Genomic DNA, 15389 nt, shown 5'->3' on the forward strand with positions numbered 1-15389 from the left:
AAAAGGGCCGCCGACCCCTGCGGGGTGGGCGGCCGCGCGCGACGCGCGTGGCGTCAGCGAAGTCGCCGCCCCGGATACCGGTCCTGGTTGCGATCCTGAGCGGGCCGGCCGAGACACCGGTACGACGCGCCGGACGGCAAGACGGCACCGGCACCGGCACCCGGCACGCGCCAGGTGGCGTCGGTGGTTGTGCGTTGCGACATGGCGTGCTCCCCCCGGGTGTGCTCGGTCGGCCGTACTCCACATCACGGTAGGTGTGTCAGAAGCTGTCCGCAAAGGATATTGCGTCAGGCCCGGCGAGGCCGTGATTCGGGCCCGGCGGGCCGCGATCGGGCCGGGCAGAGTTGGTCGGCCTGGCGGACCGTCGTCGGACCCGGGCTGTCACTCTCGCGGCCTGTCGAGTTGCCCCGCAGGTGGGGCGGCGCCCCCACCGGGTCCGGCCGGAGGAAGCGCCGCCACCAACGCGTCGGCGGTGGTCGCGGCACGCGCCCACGGCGGCGGTGGTCGCGGCGGCGACCGTGGGCCCTCGTGCCTGCCCCGTTCGTGGGGCAGCTCTACAGGGCGCCTACCAGGGGGTCCGCCTCGGGCAGGGCACCGCGCCGCACCGCACCGAGCCGCGCCGAGCCGAGCCGCACCGCGCCGCGTGGCTCAGGTGTCGTAGCAGCCGTCCCAGGGCGGGTCGAAGCCCAGGTCGTCGGGGAGAAACTCGGCGTGGTCCTCGCCGTCGTACTCCGCGGACCAGTCGACCAGCCCGAAGACGTGCCCGTCGACCTCGACCTGGAACAGTCCGATGGCGATGTCGCCGAAGACCAGGCCGGGCAGCCCGTCGAGCCATTCGAGGAGGCGAGCCTCGGCACGGGTGCCCGAGGCTTCCTCGTCCTCGCTGGTGCCGGCGAACCAGATGTCCGAGTCGGTGTGTACGCCGTCGGCGTCGAAGCGGTGCAGCACCGCGTACCACCGCTTGTGTCGGTACCAGTCGTCTTCGGCTCCGGCACCGTCGGCGAGTGTCGCGGTGACGGAGCCGAAGAACTGGCCCTTGTCGTACCGGCCGATGTAGCGGGTGCGGTAGTCGGACTCGTACGCGATGGGCACGCGATCGGGGATGGCCATGCGCGGACGCTACCGCCCGCGATCTACGCCTGCGGCACCAGCCGGAAGGACTGCGCGGCCGTGCCGTTGCAGGCGTACTGGATGAGCTGGACGCTGTCCGCCGTGGACGCCCCCGGCACGTCGAGGCACTTGCCGCTGTTGCGGTTGACCAGCCGGTAGTAGCCGCCGCCCTCGGACTCGGCACGCCACTGCTGGTTGTTGCCACCGCTGTAGGACCAGAGCTGGATGAGCGCCGAGTCGGCGGTCGACCGGTCGGTCACGTCGAGCACCTGGGCGCTGTTGGTGCGGTTGTTGACCCGCAGGTAGCCGCCACTGGTCGGCGCGAACTGGTACTGCTGGGCGGCGCTGCCGTTGCAGGCGTACTGCTGGATGGCGGTGCCGTTCGCGGTGCCGGCGGCCCGCGCGTCCACGCACTTGCCGCTGCCCCGGTTGACCACGGTGTGCCAGGCGGTCGGCGAGATGCCGTCGGTCGGCGGAGGCGTCGTCGGGGGGACGGTGCCGACGCCGGCGAGCCAGTGCAGGCCGTCGATCAGCAGCCTGTTCTGCTGCGGGCTGTCGAAGGTCGAGGACAGGCCAGTGTTGGTGCTGTAGTTCATGCGGTTGTGCCCGAAGTTGGCGTACAGCATCTTGTAGCGCTTGTTGCTCCACACCAGCGGGTAGTAGCCGCCGTACCAGGACTGGTTGGGGTCCGTGCCGACCGGGAAGCTGGACGGGTCGACGGAGGCCAGGATGTCGATGTCCGGGTTCTGTCGCAGGTCGTTGCTCCAGGAGTACCACTCGCTGAACGACGACGCGAAGGTCGCCGGGAGCGCCTGGGTGGCCGGGTGGGTGCGGTTGTCCACGCGCATCGTGACGCGGGTCGGCTCCCAGGTGTTGGTCTGGAAGGAGCCGGAGCCGAGGAACGTGTTGTAGTACCAGCTCCAGCTCGACGGGTTGTCGGTCCAGGCGCTGACGTGGAAGCCCAGCCACGCGCCGCCGTTGCGCATGTACTGCTCGAACGCGGGTCGCTGTGCGGCGGGCGGCGCGTCGTCGAGGAACATGACGACGCTGTACTGGGCCAGGTTCGATGTGTTCAGCAAACTCCAGTTGGTGGTCGCCTCCCAGAAGAAGCCGTACTGGGCGGCGGCCTGCGGGAACCAGGCGCGGGCGTCCCGGTCGAAGTCGATGTGCGCGGCGTCCCAGGTGCCGTTGTAGAAGGCCAGGACCTTGAACGTCGGCGCGGCCTGCGCGCTGCGCGCGACGCCGAGGCCGAGCCCGGCGCTCACGGCGACGACGAGGGCGACGAACACCGACAGGATCCTTCGGGTACGGGAGGGAAGTTCTGCGATCACCTGATCGTCCCTTCGGTCGGGACGCGCGCCGCCGCGTCGACGTGAACTATCTGTTCATAAGGTTTACAGATAGACGAAAGGTTATGCGGTGCCGCCCGGTGCGTCAATCGCCGGCCGGCCGATCGGGTGGGATTCCTGCGGCAGCGGGTACCCCGGCCCGATGACCAGCCCGGACGCCGTCGACGTCGACAAGCCGCTCGCCGTGGACGTGCCCGCCGCGCCACACGACGCCAGCGGTGAGCGGGTGCCGACCCGTGACCTGGCCGGGCTCGCCCCGGCGGCGAGACCGGCACGCCGCTGGACCCCGAGCCGGGTGGTGGCCACCCCGGCCGCCCTGGACCACCCGCACGGGCAGCGGATCGTCGAGCGGGTGCGGGCGCTGGGCATCGAGGTGGAACGACTGCGGTCCAACCGGCTCACCGGCGTACGCGGGCAGACCGACCGGGAGACGTACGCCCGCGCCAAGGCGACCATGGCGATCGTGGTGAGCCCACCGTCGCGGCGTGCCCTGCAACCGATCGCCCCCAGCGCCGACTGGCGCGTCGACCTCGCCGAGGGCTGCCCCGCGCACTGCCAGTACTGCTACCTCGCCGGTTCGCTCTCCGGCCCGCCGGTGACCCGGGTGTACGCGGACCTCGACGACATCCTGGCCGGGCTGGCCGCGTACGCCGGGCGCGGAACGGTGACCAGCCGCAACGCACGACGCGCCGACGAGGGCACCACCTTCGAGGCGTCCTGCTACACCGACCCGCTCGCGCTGGAACACCTGACCGGCAGTTGGCGGCGGGCGGTGCAGCACTTCGCCGAGTGGGACGCGCCCGTGCAGTTGCGTTGGACCACCAAGTGCGCCGACGTGGACACCTTCGTCGGGCTGCCGCACGCCGGCCGCACCCGGGTCCGGTTCAGCGTCAACTGCGCCCCGGTGAGCGAACGGTTCGAGGGCGGCACCGCGCGGGTGCCGGACCGGCTCGCCGCGCTGCGCCGCCTCGCGCTCGACGGCTACCCCGTCGGGCTGACCATCGCCCCGATCATGCCGCTGCCGGACTGGCGCGAACGCTACGGGGAGCTGCTCGACCAGGTCCGCGCGGCGGTCGACGGGGTTCCCGAGGTGGACCTGACCGCCGAGCTGATCACGCACCGGTTCACGCCGGGCAGCAAGGAGGTGCTGCTCGGCTGGTACCCGCACACCCGGCTGGAGATGGACGAGGAGGCCCGCAGCCGCAAACACGGCAAGTTCGGCGCGGTGAAGTACGTCTACCCCCGCGACACGATGGCCGAGCTGCGCGGCTGGTTCACCGCCGAGCTGGCCGCCCGCGTACCGGCCTGCCGCATCCTCTACTGGACCTGACCGTCAGCCGAGCGAGGAGCGGGCCACCGGGGCGGCGAAGAAGGTGTCCGGGTGCGGGTCGTCGCGGAGGCTGTAGTGCCACCACTCGCGGTCGTAGTTGACGAACCCGGCGTCGGTCATCAGCCGTCGCAGCAACTGCCGGTTGTCCCGTGCCGCGCCGGTGACGTGAGCATCGTCGGTGTGCGCCCGGGCGTCGAAACAGTCGAACCCGGTGCCCATGTCGATGCTGTTGTCGGCGAAGCGCCGCCCCGGCGGCGCGGTGCACGGGACCAACCGCTGGCCCGGGACGTACGCGGGCTGGTCGGCGGGCGGCTCGTCGACGAGCGTGAGGTCCAGCGTGCTGCCCCGGCTGTGGGCGGTCGGTGCGCCGAGGTAGCCGTCGGCGAAGAGCCGGTCCTTGGCCAGGTCCGGATAGAACTCGGCCTTGGTCTGCTGCTCGCCGGGGCGCTTCGACCAGGCGACGAAGTCGTCGACCGCCGGCTGCGGGCGGTAGCAGTCGTACACCTTGAGGCTGTGACCGTCGGCCAGCGCGGCGTCCTGGACCCGGCGCAGCGCCTCGGCGGCCTGTCGGGTGAGCAGGCACAGCGGTTCGCGGTAGCCGACGATCGGCCGGCCCACGAAGTTGTGCGCCGTGGCGTAGCGGATGTCGGCGCGGATGCGCGGGTCGAGGTCGGTCAGCACCACGAAACCCGGCAACCCGCCGGTCGCCGACGGGGACGGGGTGGCCGACGGCCGTGGAGGGCTCGCCGAGGTGGCGACCGGGGCCGAGGCAGGGACCGGGGCCGCCGGGCGGGTACGCGGTTGCGGATGGGAGCAGCCGCCGAGCACCGCGACGAGCGCGAGCGCGACGCCGCCACCAACCCGCACTGACCAGCGCACACGTCCTGTCTATCAGCAGCGGTCCGGGTTACGCGCCGGATCAGCGCTCGGCCGCCGCGAGCCCGCTCAACCCCCGGCCGCCAGCGGAGCCGGAGCTGGCACGGTCGGCGCCGCGTCGCGGGTGTCGACCAGGTGCGCGTCGAGGAAACGCAGGGCCGCCTCGTCGTCGTCGATCCCACCGGCCTCGTGGCCGTTGTAGCGCCACACCGACAGTTCGGTCGGCCCGGCGTGCGCGTTGTGGGCGGCGTAGACCCCCGACGGCGGCACGATGTCGTCCATCAACGCCACCGAGTACCGGGCCGGCCGGCGGCAGCGTCGGGCGAAGTTGACGCCGTCGACGTACGACAGGGTGGTCAACACCCGCTCCTCGGCGTCCCGGTGGATCGCCAGGTAGTCGCGGATCTCCCGGTACGGGTGGGCGTCGGTGACCACCACGGCACGCGGAATGTCGCAGAGGAACGGCACGAGGGCGACCACGGCCCGCACACCGCGCGCCAACGCGCCGGCCGCGAGCGCCAGCGCGCCACCCTGGCTGTGCCCGAGCACCGCCACCCGGGTCGGGTCGACCATCGGCAGGGTCCGGGCCGCGTCCACCGCCCGGACCGCGTCGGCGATCAACCGTCGGTAGTAGTAAGTACGGGGATCGGCGATGCCCCGCGTCGCCACGCCGGGCGCCTCCGGGCCGGCGGCGCCCGGGTCCGCGGTGACGCCCCGGCTCCAGCCCGAGCCCTGCCCCCGGGTGTCCATCTGGAGATGGGCGAACCCGGCCGACGCCCAGAGCAGGTTCTCCAGCGCGTGCCCGCGCCCGCCCCCGTACCCCACATACTGCACGACGGTCGGCAGCGCCGTGTCGGCCCCGCGCGGCACCCGCAGCCAGGCCCGTACGGGCTGACCGGCGAACCCGGGGAACGTCACGTCGTACACGTCGATGGCTCTCAGGCCGGTCACCACGGGTTCGAGTCGGACCGGCCAGTTGGCGTCGCGGGCCTGCGCCAGGGTGTCGGCCCAGAACTCGTCGAAGTCGGCCGGGTCCCGCACCACGCCGCGGTACTCGCGTAGCTGCGCCTCGGGCAGGTCCGTGTGCATGGCGCCCCTTGTCTGTCGCATCGCACTGAACGGGGTGCGTCCACGGCGTGGCCGACGCCGACAGCCGGGCGGCGGAGACGGGGCCGTACGCCGATACGCATCCGACAAATTACCGGAACATTTCCGCAACTCAGCCGAACGCTAGAACCGACCTGGCGTGTCGTCAACCCCCGTCCGTGAGGCAAGATGGCGCGAGGGGCGGGCGTGCCGTTCCGGGACACTGGATGGACGACGCTCGTGGTCGTCTCTCCGGAGCGGTGAAGGAGACGCGGGTGGACGCGGACGACGGACGCAGGGTGACCATCACCGCGATCGCACGGGAGGCCGGGGTCTCGGTGCCGACCGTGTCACGGGTGCTCAACGGCCGGTCCGATGTGGCCCCCGACACCCGCGAACGCGTCGAGGAGCTGCTGCGCCACCACGGCTACCGGCGCCGCAGCAGCCGCAGCGTCCGCCGCGCGGGCCTCGTCGACCTGGTCTTCAACGACCTGGACAGCCCCTGGGCCGTGGAGATCATCCGGGGCGTGGAGGACGTCGGGCACGGCGCCGGGGTGGGCACCGTGGTCTCCGCGATCCACCGGCAGCCGACGGCGGCCCGGCAGTGGTTGCAGAACCTGCGCACCCGCGCCACCGACGGCGTCATCTTCGTGACGTCGCACCTGAGCCCGCCCCTGCACGCGCAACTGCGCCGCCTCAACGTGCCGGTGGTGGTCGTCGACCCGGCCGGCGTGCCGGCGATGGACGTCCCGACGATCGGCGCCACCAACTGGGCCGGCGGGCTCGCCGCGACCGAGCACCTGCTGGCGGTCGGCCACCGGCGGATCGGGTTCGTGGCCGGTCCGACGCACCTGCTGTGCAGTCGGGCCCGCCTCGACGGCTACCGCGCCGGGCTGGAGGCCGCCGGTGTGCCGGTGGACGACGCGCTGATCTACCCGGGCGACTTCTACCACGCCTCCGGCTTCGCCGGCGGCACGGCGCTGCTCGACCTGGCCGACCCGCCGACCGGCATCTTCGCGGCCAGCGACCAGATGGCGTTCGGCGTCTACGAGGCCATCCGCCGCCGTGGGCTGCGGGTTCCCGACGACGTCAGCGTGGTCGGGTTCGACGATCTGCCGGAAGCCCGTTGGGCGTCACCGCCGCTGACCACCGTCCGGCAGCCCCTGGTCGAGATGGGCCGGCTGGCGGTGCGGACGGTGCTACGACTGGCCCAGGGCGAGGGCATCGACTCGCCCCGGGTGGAGCTGGCCACCGAGCTGGTCGTCCGGGACAGCACCGCCGTCCCGCCGACCGGCTGACCCCTTCCGTTCCGACGGGCCCGAACCGGGTCGGATTCCGGTTCCACCCGTTCCGGTCCAGCCGCGAAAATTCCGGCCTGCCGCCCCGCCGCATCGGCGACGACGAGGGACGTGGACGCCTCGCGGCGCGGTGGGCGACCGGAGCCGCGCACCGCGCCGAGCGGGTCAGTGGTGGTGGTGTGCCCGGACGGCACGCCGGATGGTCACCGGCAGCGCGGGAGCGCCGTCGACCGGCGCCGGGTCCTCGGCCGTCGGCGCGATTCCCTGGGCGGCGATCCGGTCCAGGGTGGCGAGCCCGGCGGTGTCGACCGTGCCGAAGATCGTGTAGTTGGGGCGTAGCGCCGAGTCGGCGTACACCAGGAAGAACTGGCTGCCGTTGGTGTCCGGCCCGGCGTTGGCCATCGCCAGTACGCCCCGGGCGTAGACCCGGCGGACGCCGGTCGGGTCGGTGGGGGCCGGCGGCAGGTCGGTCGGCAGCTCGTCACGGTAGCGGTAGCCGGGGCCGCCCTCGCCGGTGCCGGACGGGTCGCCACACTGCAACACGCTCAGCGTCGGGTACGCGGTGAGCCGGTGGCACGGGGTGCGGTCGTAGAAGCGCTTGCCGACCAGGTGCAGGAAGCTCTGCACCGTGCACGGTGCGGCGGCCCGGTCCAGGGTCAACCCGATCGGCCCCTGGTTGGTGGAGAGGGTCACCCGGACGCTGCCCCGGTCCGGGGTGCGGCGCGGGTCGGGCGGCAGCGGCACCGGCCGGGCGGCCGGCTCGTCGGGCGTCTCGGTGTAGGCGCACGGGCCGTGCGTGGTGCGCGGCGGGCGGGCATCGACGGCGGACGCGCTCACCGCGTCGTCGGCCGCGCCCGGCGCGGCCACCGCGGCAGCCGACGCGCCGACGATCAGCGTTGCGGCGAACGCCGCCACACCCGCGACGCGGGTCAGCGCGCGCACCGACCGGCGGGGTGCCGCCGCGCCGGAAGGCGTTTCGAGTTCACTCGACACAGGGATCCTCCTGGGCTCGTACTGCTGCCAGAAAGACCGGAGTCTATGGATGCCGAGGCTCGTTGTCGATCTGACCGGGCAACCGGCGGCGGCGGTGCCACAGCAACCCGCCCAGCAGCGCCAGCACTCCCGCGCCACTCAGCGCGACCACCGACCACAGCCATCCCGAGCCGGTGCCCGCCGGGCCGCTGGCCGCCGCCGGGCGCGGCGGGCCGGGCGCGGCCAGCGCGGCCGACGCGGCCGGCGCGGCCGATGGCGTGGCCGATGGTGTGGCGGTCAGCTCACCCGGCTCGACCAGGCGGCCGACGCTGACATCGCGGGGCAGCGAGAAACCCCAGTCCAGCAGGGCCGCCCCCTGCTCCCAGCCGCGCATCGGCGCCGGCTCGGCACCCAGCAGCGTCACCACCAACCGACGCCCGTCACGCTCCGCCGCGCCGACGTAGGTGTGCCGCGCCAGGTCGGTGAAGCCCGTCTTGCCGCCCAACGCGCCCGGGTACCGGTAGATAAGCTGGTTCTCGTTCTGGATCTGGAAGCCCTTGGTCCGCTGCGCCGGCTGGGCCGGAATCGCCGCCAGCCGGGTGAGCGCGTACCGCCGGAAGGTCGGCTGGGCGAAGCAGGCCCGGGCGATCAGCGCCAAGTCGTACGCGCTGGTGAACTGGCCCTTGCCGTCCAGGCCGGACGGGGTGACCGCGTGCGTCTGGAGCGCGCCCAGGTGGTGTGCCTGGTCGTTCATGGCGCGGACTCCCCCGGCCGCGCCGTCGGACCCGCCGCCCAGCCGGGCCAGCGCGTTCGCCGCCTCGTTGCCGGAATTGAGCAGCAGCCCCAGCCAGATCGTCTCGATCGTGTAGCGGCCGCCCTCGACCAGGCCGACGGCGGAGGAGCCGGGCTCGATATTCATGTCCGCCGCGGTGACGGTCACCGTCTGGGCGGGGTCGAGCCGGGGCATCATCGTGGCCGCCAGCAGCAGCTTCTGGACGCTGGCCGGCGTGCCGTACTCGTGCGGACCGCAACCCCCGAGCACCTGGCCGGAATCCAGGTCCGCGACCAGCCACGAGGTGGCGGTGATCGCCGGTGGCGTGCTCGCGCCGGGCGGCACGACGAGGCCGCTGGTGGCCAGTCCGGCGCCGCCGACCACCCGCGCTTCGGGCACGGCGGGCGGGGGCGAGGGCCGTGGCGGCCGGGATTTCGCCGGCGCCGGCGCCCGTGGGCACCGCACGGCGGCGGCTTCCGTCGCGGCGGCACCCGTCGCGGCGGCTTCCGTCGCGGCGATGGGCGTGGGGGCCGCCGCAGCGGCCGTGACCGGCGCGGGAGCGAGCAGGACGGCGGACGCCGTGACCGCCAGCAGCACAGCTCTCATCTGACCGACCCTAGTCAACAAGATCGCCCGGCGGGAGCGGTTGGCCGCCCGACCATGCGGCGACGGCCCGCTCCACCAGGTAGTCGTGCAGGGCGGCGCTGCCTTGCAACCGCCGCAGGCTGCGGCGGACCGGCTCGGCGGTGCGGGCGGGCCACTCCAGCGGTCGGCGTGTGGGTGCGCGGGCCGACGCGACGCCTTGGGCTGGCCATGCCAGCGGTCGGCGGACGGCCTTGCCCTGTCGCGTGGCCGGCGACATCTGTGGTCAGGCGACGTGGCGCAGCCAGCGCCGCTGCCAGGGTGTCTCGACCGCCTTCGGGTGGTAGCCCGCCCGGACCCAGGGCACCGCCCGCTCGGCCGGCAGGCCGTCGAGGATCGCCAGCGCGGCCAACGCCGTTCCCGTCCGGCCAACCCCGCCCCGGCAGGCCACCTCGACGCGTTCGCCGTCGCCTGCCCTGCGCAGCGCCACGCGCAACGCGTCGAGCGCGTCCGCCCGATCGAGCGGCACCCAGAAGTCGGGCCACCTGATCCGCCGGTACGGCCAGGTCGGCTCCGGGCCGGGCGCCAACAACAGCGCGAAGTCGGCGGGCGAGGCGGTAGCGGCGATGCGGCGTCCGCGCACCACCGCCCCGCTCGGCAGTACGAGCAACCCCGACTGCTCCGTCCAGATCTGCGCGGCGGTCACCAACCCATTGTGCCGCCACCGAGGCGGGTCATCGTGCCCCGGTGGGCACAGACAGCGCCGCCCCCGACCAGTTGGTCGGGGGCGGCGCCGGTGTCGGTGTGCAGGTCGCCTCTCGGCGAGTGCGCGACGCGGCTCCAGCCGAACGGTATTCCGCGAGGGCTATGTAGGTGAGGCCCGGGGACACTGAGTCACACCGACACTGGTTCACAACCAGCCGACACCTCCCGGTGTTCCCGCTCCGCGCAGATCTTGGACAGTTTCCGTTCCGAGCTGACGGAGACTGTCCAAGATCTGCGCCGCGACGTCTCGTTCGGGCGGGGCCGGGCCGGACCAGGGCGAGCCGGCGGGGTGGACATGCCGATGGCCGGCACCCCGGGTTCGGGGTGCCGGCCAGTCGGTCGGGTCATGCCGTGGGTCAGCTGTTCCAGTACTGGCCGACCAGGTCGGCGGCCTGCTGCTCCCACTGGGCGTACGCGTCCGGGTACGCCGACACCTGCACGGTCTGCGCGGCCTTGGTCAGCGGCATGTCCTGCCAGCCGTCAACCTGCTTGAGGCCCTTGAGGAACGCGGTCGTCGAGTACTCCGGGTCAGTGATCTGCTCCGGCGTGCCCCAACCACTGGACGGACGCTGCTGGAACAGACCCAGCGAGTCATGGTCGTTCATGTCGCCGAGGTGACCCAGGTTCTCCAGCTTCGACTCCTGCAGGCTCGTCGCGATCGAGATGACCGCGGCGCGCTCGGGCAGGCCGGCCTTCTTCGTGGCGGCGATGATCGCCTTGACGTTGGCGGTCTGCTCGTCGTTCAGGTCGATGTGCGACTGGGCACCCTGGGTGCCGTGCGGGATCAGCTTGCTCATGTCGGGCTTGTCGGCCTGCACGACTGCCACCGGGCGGGCGTCCGTGCTCGAGGTGGCGACATGGGCGATCGGGCCGGCGAAGACACCACCGGCGAACGCGAGACCAGCAACGGACAGCATGCTCTTACGGAAGATCGTGTTCATGGGGGTAGCTCCTTCGGGGGTAGGAACACCACACACCACCATCGGGGGACGGTGACGCGGGGTGTGAGCACCTCGTCCGGCGCTGCACAAAACAGAGGAAAAGTCTGGGGGCGGCCTGCGAACCGGGAAGGCTCGCGTTGCCGGGACCGTGTGTAACGACAACCGGTCCGGGGTCATTCCCGGGCCCTCGCCGGGGCCGGGTAGCGGACCCAGGGGGCGGGCCCACGGTCGTTCGGGGATCTGCAACGACCCGGCCGGGCCGGCCATTCCCAACCCGGTCGAGCGGGCGGGGGTGGCCGTGGTCCTGCGATCGTCAGGGTGTGTAACGGCCCCCGGCCCGCCACGATTCCGGCCCCCGGATGCACCCGGTCACATCCCAACCCGCCCCGCAACCGGACAGCACGCCCACCGCCCACCACCCAGGTGCGCCGGAACGAGCCGGCGGGTGACGACCCACCCGGAATCCCCGATACCGGAAGCCCCGGATAATCGGGACATCCCGGCCTCTACGCGGGGGTGCCCAGGTAGCGCAGGACCGCGCGGATGCGGCGGCTGTAGCCGGCCGTGTGGGCCAGGCCGAGCTTGTCGAAGATGGCGTTGACGTGCTTCTCCACGGCGCTCTGCGACACGTGCAACCGCTGGGCGACCGCGGCGTTCGTGTGCCCCTGGGCCATCTCGTGCAGGACGTCCCGTTCGCGCGGGGTGAGTCGGCCGAACGGGTCGGGTCGCTCCGATCCGGCCACCACCTGGCGGACCACCTCCGGGTCGAGCGCGGTGCCCCGGGCGGCGACCCGGTCGAGGGCGTCGAGGAAGTCGTCCACCTGGGCGACCCGGTCCTTGAGCAGGTAACCGATTCCTTCGGGACGGTCCGCGAGCAGGCGGGCGGCATAGCGCCGCTCGACGTACTGGGAGAGCACGAGGACGCCGGTGTCGGGCCAGCGCTCGCGGATCTCCAGCGCGGCACGCAACCCGTCGTCGGTGTGGGTGGGCGGCATCCGGACATCGGTGACGACCACGTCGGGACGGGACCGGGCGACCGCCTCGACAAGCTCATCGGCGGTGCCGACGGCGGCGACCACCTCGTGGCCCTCCTCGGCCAGCAGCCGCGTGAGGCCCTCCCGGAGCAGGGTCGAGTCTTCGGCGAGAACTAACCGCACGGCAGTTCCGCGAGCACTGTGGTCGGGCCGCCGGCCGGACTCGTCACGCCCAGCCGACCGTCCAGCGCGGCGACCCGCCGGGCCAGCCCGGACAGCCCGCGCCCGGTGAGATCCGCGCCGACGCCGTCGTCGTGCACCCGCATGCGGACCCACCCTTCCCGTACGCCGATCTCGACCGTGACCAGGGTAGCGGCGGCGTGTTTCGCGGCGTTGGTGAGCGCCTCGCAGGCCACGAAGTAGAGCACCGTCTCGATCTGTCGTGCGGGGCGCAGCGGCAGGTCGCAGCGGATCCGCACCGGCACCTCGGAACCGCGGGCGACCATGGCGAGCACCTCACCCAGGTCGCTGGCGTCCAACGCCGACGGGTAGACCCGCCACGCCACCTCGCGCAGCTCCTCGACGGCCCGCTGCACGTCCTCGTGGGCTTGGGCGAGAAGGGCGCGGGTCCGGTCGGCGTCGCGGGCGCGGCGGGCCCTGCCGAGCAGCATGCCGAGGGCGACCAGCCGCTGCTGGAGACCGTCGTGCAGGTCGCGTTCGATGCGCTGCCGTTCGGCGTCGACAGCTGCGATGACCGCTGCGCGGCTGGTGGTCAACTCCTGCACCCGCCGTGTCAGCTCCGCCTGACGCCCCGGCCGCAGCAGCCGCCGAGCCAGCCGGACGTCCAGCGCGGCGATGCTGGCGAGGGCCTGGATGTTGAGCAGGAGCAGCACCACCCCGACGGCGACCTGGGACAGCGCGTCGACAATGCTCAACTGGCCGCGTACCGCCGCATGCAGCACGATCCCCGCGAGCACCAGGCCGATGCCGAGCACGGCGTACGCCAGCAGACCGAGCGCGCCGGGCAGCAGCCGGGCGGCCAGGTAGCCCACCTGCCGCCGGGTCGCCACCTCGTGCGCCGCGGGCGGCTCGTCCGCGGCGAGCAGACCGGCGAGGCGCCGACGTTCCAGGTGTACGAGCTGTCCGGCGTACCGTCTGGTCAGGTCGGTGACCCGGCGGCCGGCCGCGGGCGCGGGCGCGGACACGACGAGCGCGACCGCCGCGACGGCCAGGAAGCCGAGCTCGACGGCGGCCGTCGCGCTCCCGGCGGCGACGCCGAGCGGCAGCCGCAGCCGCAGCCGAGCCCACCACGGGCGGGTGTGCCGCTCCCCTGTCACCTGGCGTCCCTTCGTGTGGCATCCCCTTCGCTACGGCTCAGCGCAGACATCGAGGCGGCGGGCTAGCGCTCGTCCGAGGCCCAGGAGCCGCCCCGGTAGAGAGTGCCCCGACCGCCCGGATCCGGCATCCCCGCGCCATGCCCAGCAGGCCCCGGGTCCGAACCGGGGCGGTCGGCCGACTCGGGGTTTCGCGCGGTGCGGCGGGCCCGCAGCACCCGCGCGCCGACGAACCAGGCGACGGCCGCGACGCAGGCGACGATCACGACGTTCTGGAGAGTGCCGACGTAGCCCTCGACGAGGTGCCAGTTGTCGCCGAGCAGGTAGCCGGCGAGCACGAAGGTGGTGTTCCAGATCAGGCTGCCCAGCGTCGTGTAGAGCAGGAAGGTTCGCACCGGCATCCGCTCCACCCCGGCCGGGATGGAGATCAGGCTCCGGAAGATCGGGATCATCCGACCGAAGAACACCGCCTTCACGCCGTGCCGGAGAAACCACGCCTCGGTCCGGTCCACGTCGCTGAGCTTCACCAGCGGCAGTCTGGCGACGATGGCGCGCATCCGCTCCCGGCCCAGGGACGCGCCGACCAGGTAGAGCGCCAGCGCGCCCAGCACCGAGCCCAGCGTGGTCCAGAAGATCGCGCCGACCAGGCTCATCCGACCCTGCGCCGCCACGAAGCCGGCCAGCGGCAGGATGACCTCGCTGGGGATCGGCGGGAACAGGTTCTCCAGCGCCACCGCCAGACCGGCGCCCGGCCCGCCGAGCCGTTCCACCAGATCGCTGACGTAGCCGACGATTCCGCCCTCGGGCGGTTCGGCCGCGGCGGCGGGGGTGCGGAAAACCGCACCCCGTTGCGGCTCGCGGTGGCGCAGCCGCCGTGCGTACCCCTGGATGTCGCGCAGAACGCGCGGGGACCGCGACGACCCTCCATTGAGGATGCCGAGGGCCCGGCCGGGGACCCCCGACGAGGGAACCGATTGTCGTACCGCTGCGGCAGGATCGGCGTCATGAGTGCGATCCCCTCTCGGCTGTCCGTGGTCACCCTGGGCGTACGCGACATGGGTTTGCTGCGGTCGTTCTACCGCTCCCTGGGCTGGCCGGAGCTGTCGGCGAGCGACGACGGCTGGTCGGCGTTCCTGCTCGGTGGCGTTCTGCTCGCCCTCTATCCGCTGCCGGATCTGGCCGCCGAGGCGGCACCCGGCGTCGCCGGCCCGGCCGGCGGCTGGTCCGGCGTGACCCTCGCCTGCAACGTCGATGACCGCGCCGGGGTCGACACGGCCTTCGCGGCGGCCGTCGCGGCGGGGGCGACGGTGGTTGCCGAGCCGACCGACCGTCCGTGGGGTGGCCGCTCGGCCTACATCGCCGACCCGGAGGGCAACCGCTGGGAGGTCGCCTGGGCGGGCACGGCCGTCTTCGACGAGCGCGGCGCTCTCGTGTCCTTCGGCTCGTGAGTGCCGAGGTTGCCCGTGGACGGCGGCCTTGACATGCTTCGGTCCATGACCGCTTTTCCGCCGACCTTCGCCGAGGATGTCGTGAACCAGCCGGCCCAGGCACAGGTCGAGGCGTTCATAAACGAGCACCGCCGCGCGCTCAACGGTTCCCTGGACGGGCTGACCGAAAAGCAGGCGCGTCGCTCGTTGGTGCCGTCCCGCACGACGCTGCTGGGGCTCGTGAAGCACGCGGCCTTCGTCGAGAAGGTCTGGTTCGACGAGGCCGTCACGTGCCGGCCGCGCGCCGAGATCGGCATCCCGGCGACGCCGGACGAGTCGTTCATCCTGGCCGACAGCGACACGATCGCCACCGTCCAGCAGGCCCACCGCGAGGCGTGCGAGGCGTCGCGTCGCGCGACGGCGTCCCTGGGCCTCGACGACGTGCTGCGCGGCAACCGGCGCGGCCCACTGCCGCTGCGCTGGGTGTACCTGCACGTGCTGCGCGAGTTGGCTCAGCACTGCGGGCACGCGGAGATCCTGCGCGAGCAGATCCTCAGCGAGTAGGGCGCCGTC

General features: G+C 73.0%; 15 protein-coding genes. 4 read left to right on the plus strand and 11 right to left on the minus strand.

Annotated elements, in window-relative coordinates; translation table 11 throughout:
* Nucleotides 1–648 precede the first annotated feature (648 nt).
* Together OG505_RS12280 and OG505_RS12285 are read right to left on the minus strand one after the other, a co-directional pair.
* Entirely contained in the window at nucleotides 649–1110 is a 462-nt protein-coding gene (locus OG505_RS12280; protein WP_405433278.1) for a hypothetical protein, read from the minus strand.
* A 23-nt stretch (nucleotides 1111–1133) separates the two neighbouring features.
* Nucleotides 1134–2399: an RICIN domain-containing protein gene (locus tag OG505_RS12285; RefSeq protein WP_405433280.1), complete on the minus strand. Its 1266-nt coding sequence runs from the start codon at nucleotides 2397–2399 to the stop codon at nucleotides 1134–1136.
* A 202-nt stretch (nucleotides 2400–2601) separates the two neighbouring features.
* On the opposite strand from OG505_RS12285, the gene OG505_RS12290 reads away from it, so the two are divergent.
* On the plus strand, nucleotides 2602–3789 hold the full coding sequence (locus tag OG505_RS12290; protein WP_405433281.1) for a spore photoproduct lyase family protein: 1188 nt from the start codon (nucleotides 2602–2604) through the stop codon (nucleotides 3787–3789).
* 3 nt (nucleotides 3790–3792) lie between these two features.
* Here the strand turns inward: OG505_RS12290 and OG505_RS12295 are convergent, their stop codons facing one another.
* The gene (locus tag OG505_RS12295) at nucleotides 3793–4668 is read right to left on the minus strand and encodes a M15 family metallopeptidase (protein ID WP_405433283.1); all 876 of its coding nucleotides are present in this window, start codon (nucleotides 4666–4668) and stop codon (nucleotides 3793–3795) included.
* Between the two features lie 66 nt (nucleotides 4669–4734).
* The gene (locus OG505_RS12300) at nucleotides 4735–5754 is read right to left on the minus strand and encodes an acetylxylan esterase (protein WP_405433285.1); all 1020 of its coding nucleotides are present in this window, start codon (nucleotides 5752–5754) and stop codon (nucleotides 4735–4737) included.
* A 272-nt stretch (nucleotides 5755–6026) separates the two neighbouring features.
* On the opposite strand from OG505_RS12300, the gene OG505_RS12305 reads away from it, so the two are divergent.
* Nucleotides 6027–7049 carry a LacI family DNA-binding transcriptional regulator gene (locus OG505_RS12305; protein ID WP_357490591.1) on the plus strand — a complete coding sequence of 341 codons (1023 nt, stop codon included), beginning with the start codon at nucleotides 6027–6029 and terminating at the stop codon, nucleotides 7047–7049.
* 165 nt (nucleotides 7050–7214) lie between these two features.
* Here OG505_RS12305 and OG505_RS12310 read toward each other — a convergent pair whose 3' ends face one another.
* The 7 genes from OG505_RS12310 to OG505_RS12340 all read right to left on the minus strand — a co-directional run bounded on the left by OG505_RS12310 (nucleotide 7215) and on the right by OG505_RS12340 (nucleotide 14258).
* Nucleotides 7215–8042 (minus strand): peptidylprolyl isomerase, encoded by an 828-nt coding sequence (locus tag OG505_RS12310; protein ID WP_405433287.1) that lies wholly within the window; start codon nucleotides 8040–8042, stop codon nucleotides 7215–7217.
* A gap of 43 nt (nucleotides 8043–8085) precedes the next feature.
* A complete protein-coding gene (locus OG505_RS12315; RefSeq protein ID WP_405433289.1) occupies nucleotides 8086–9399 on the minus strand; it encodes a D-alanyl-D-alanine carboxypeptidase family protein in 1314 nt (437 codons plus the stop codon).
* Between the two features lie 262 nt (nucleotides 9400–9661).
* Nucleotides 9662–10081 (minus strand): protein-tyrosine phosphatase family protein, encoded by a 420-nt coding sequence (locus OG505_RS12320; RefSeq protein ID WP_405433290.1) that lies wholly within the window; start codon nucleotides 10079–10081, stop codon nucleotides 9662–9664.
* A gap of 415 nt (nucleotides 10082–10496) precedes the next feature.
* On the minus strand, nucleotides 10497–11081 hold the full coding sequence (locus OG505_RS12325) for a hypothetical protein (protein ID WP_405433292.1): 585 nt from the start codon (nucleotides 11079–11081) through the stop codon (nucleotides 10497–10499).
* A gap of 506 nt (nucleotides 11082–11587) precedes the next feature.
* Nucleotides 11588–12238 carry a response regulator gene (locus tag OG505_RS12330; protein ID WP_405433294.1) on the minus strand — a complete coding sequence of 217 codons (651 nt, stop codon included), beginning with the start codon at nucleotides 12236–12238 and terminating at the stop codon, nucleotides 11588–11590.
* The gene (locus tag OG505_RS12335; protein WP_405433295.1) at nucleotides 12229–13392 is read right to left on the minus strand and encodes a sensor histidine kinase; all 1164 of its coding nucleotides are present in this window, start codon (nucleotides 13390–13392) and stop codon (nucleotides 12229–12231) included. The genes OG505_RS12330 and OG505_RS12335 overlap by 10 nt, the downstream gene beginning before the upstream one ends.
* 62 nt (nucleotides 13393–13454) lie before the next feature.
* Complete coding sequence (locus OG505_RS12340; protein WP_405434479.1) at nucleotides 13455–14258, minus strand: DedA family protein; 804 nt, start codon at nucleotides 14256–14258, stop codon at nucleotides 13455–13457.
* A 135-nt stretch (nucleotides 14259–14393) separates the two neighbouring features.
* On the opposite strand from OG505_RS12340, the gene OG505_RS12345 reads away from it, so the two are divergent.
* Nucleotides 14394–14837, plus strand: a complete 444-nt coding sequence (locus tag OG505_RS12345) for a VOC family protein (RefSeq protein WP_405434481.1) — start codon at nucleotides 14394–14396, stop codon at nucleotides 14835–14837.
* A 45-nt stretch (nucleotides 14838–14882) separates the two neighbouring features.
* Nucleotides 14883–15380 carry a DinB family protein gene (locus OG505_RS12350; RefSeq protein ID WP_405433296.1) on the plus strand — a complete coding sequence of 166 codons (498 nt, stop codon included), beginning with the start codon at nucleotides 14883–14885 and terminating at the stop codon, nucleotides 15378–15380.
* The last annotated feature ends 9 nt before the right edge of the window (nucleotides 15381–15389 follow it).

Source organism: Micromonospora sp. NBC_00617 (assembly GCF_045161355.1).
In the GTDB taxonomy this organism is placed as follows: domain Bacteria; phylum Actinomycetota; class Actinomycetes; order Mycobacteriales; family Micromonosporaceae; genus Micromonospora.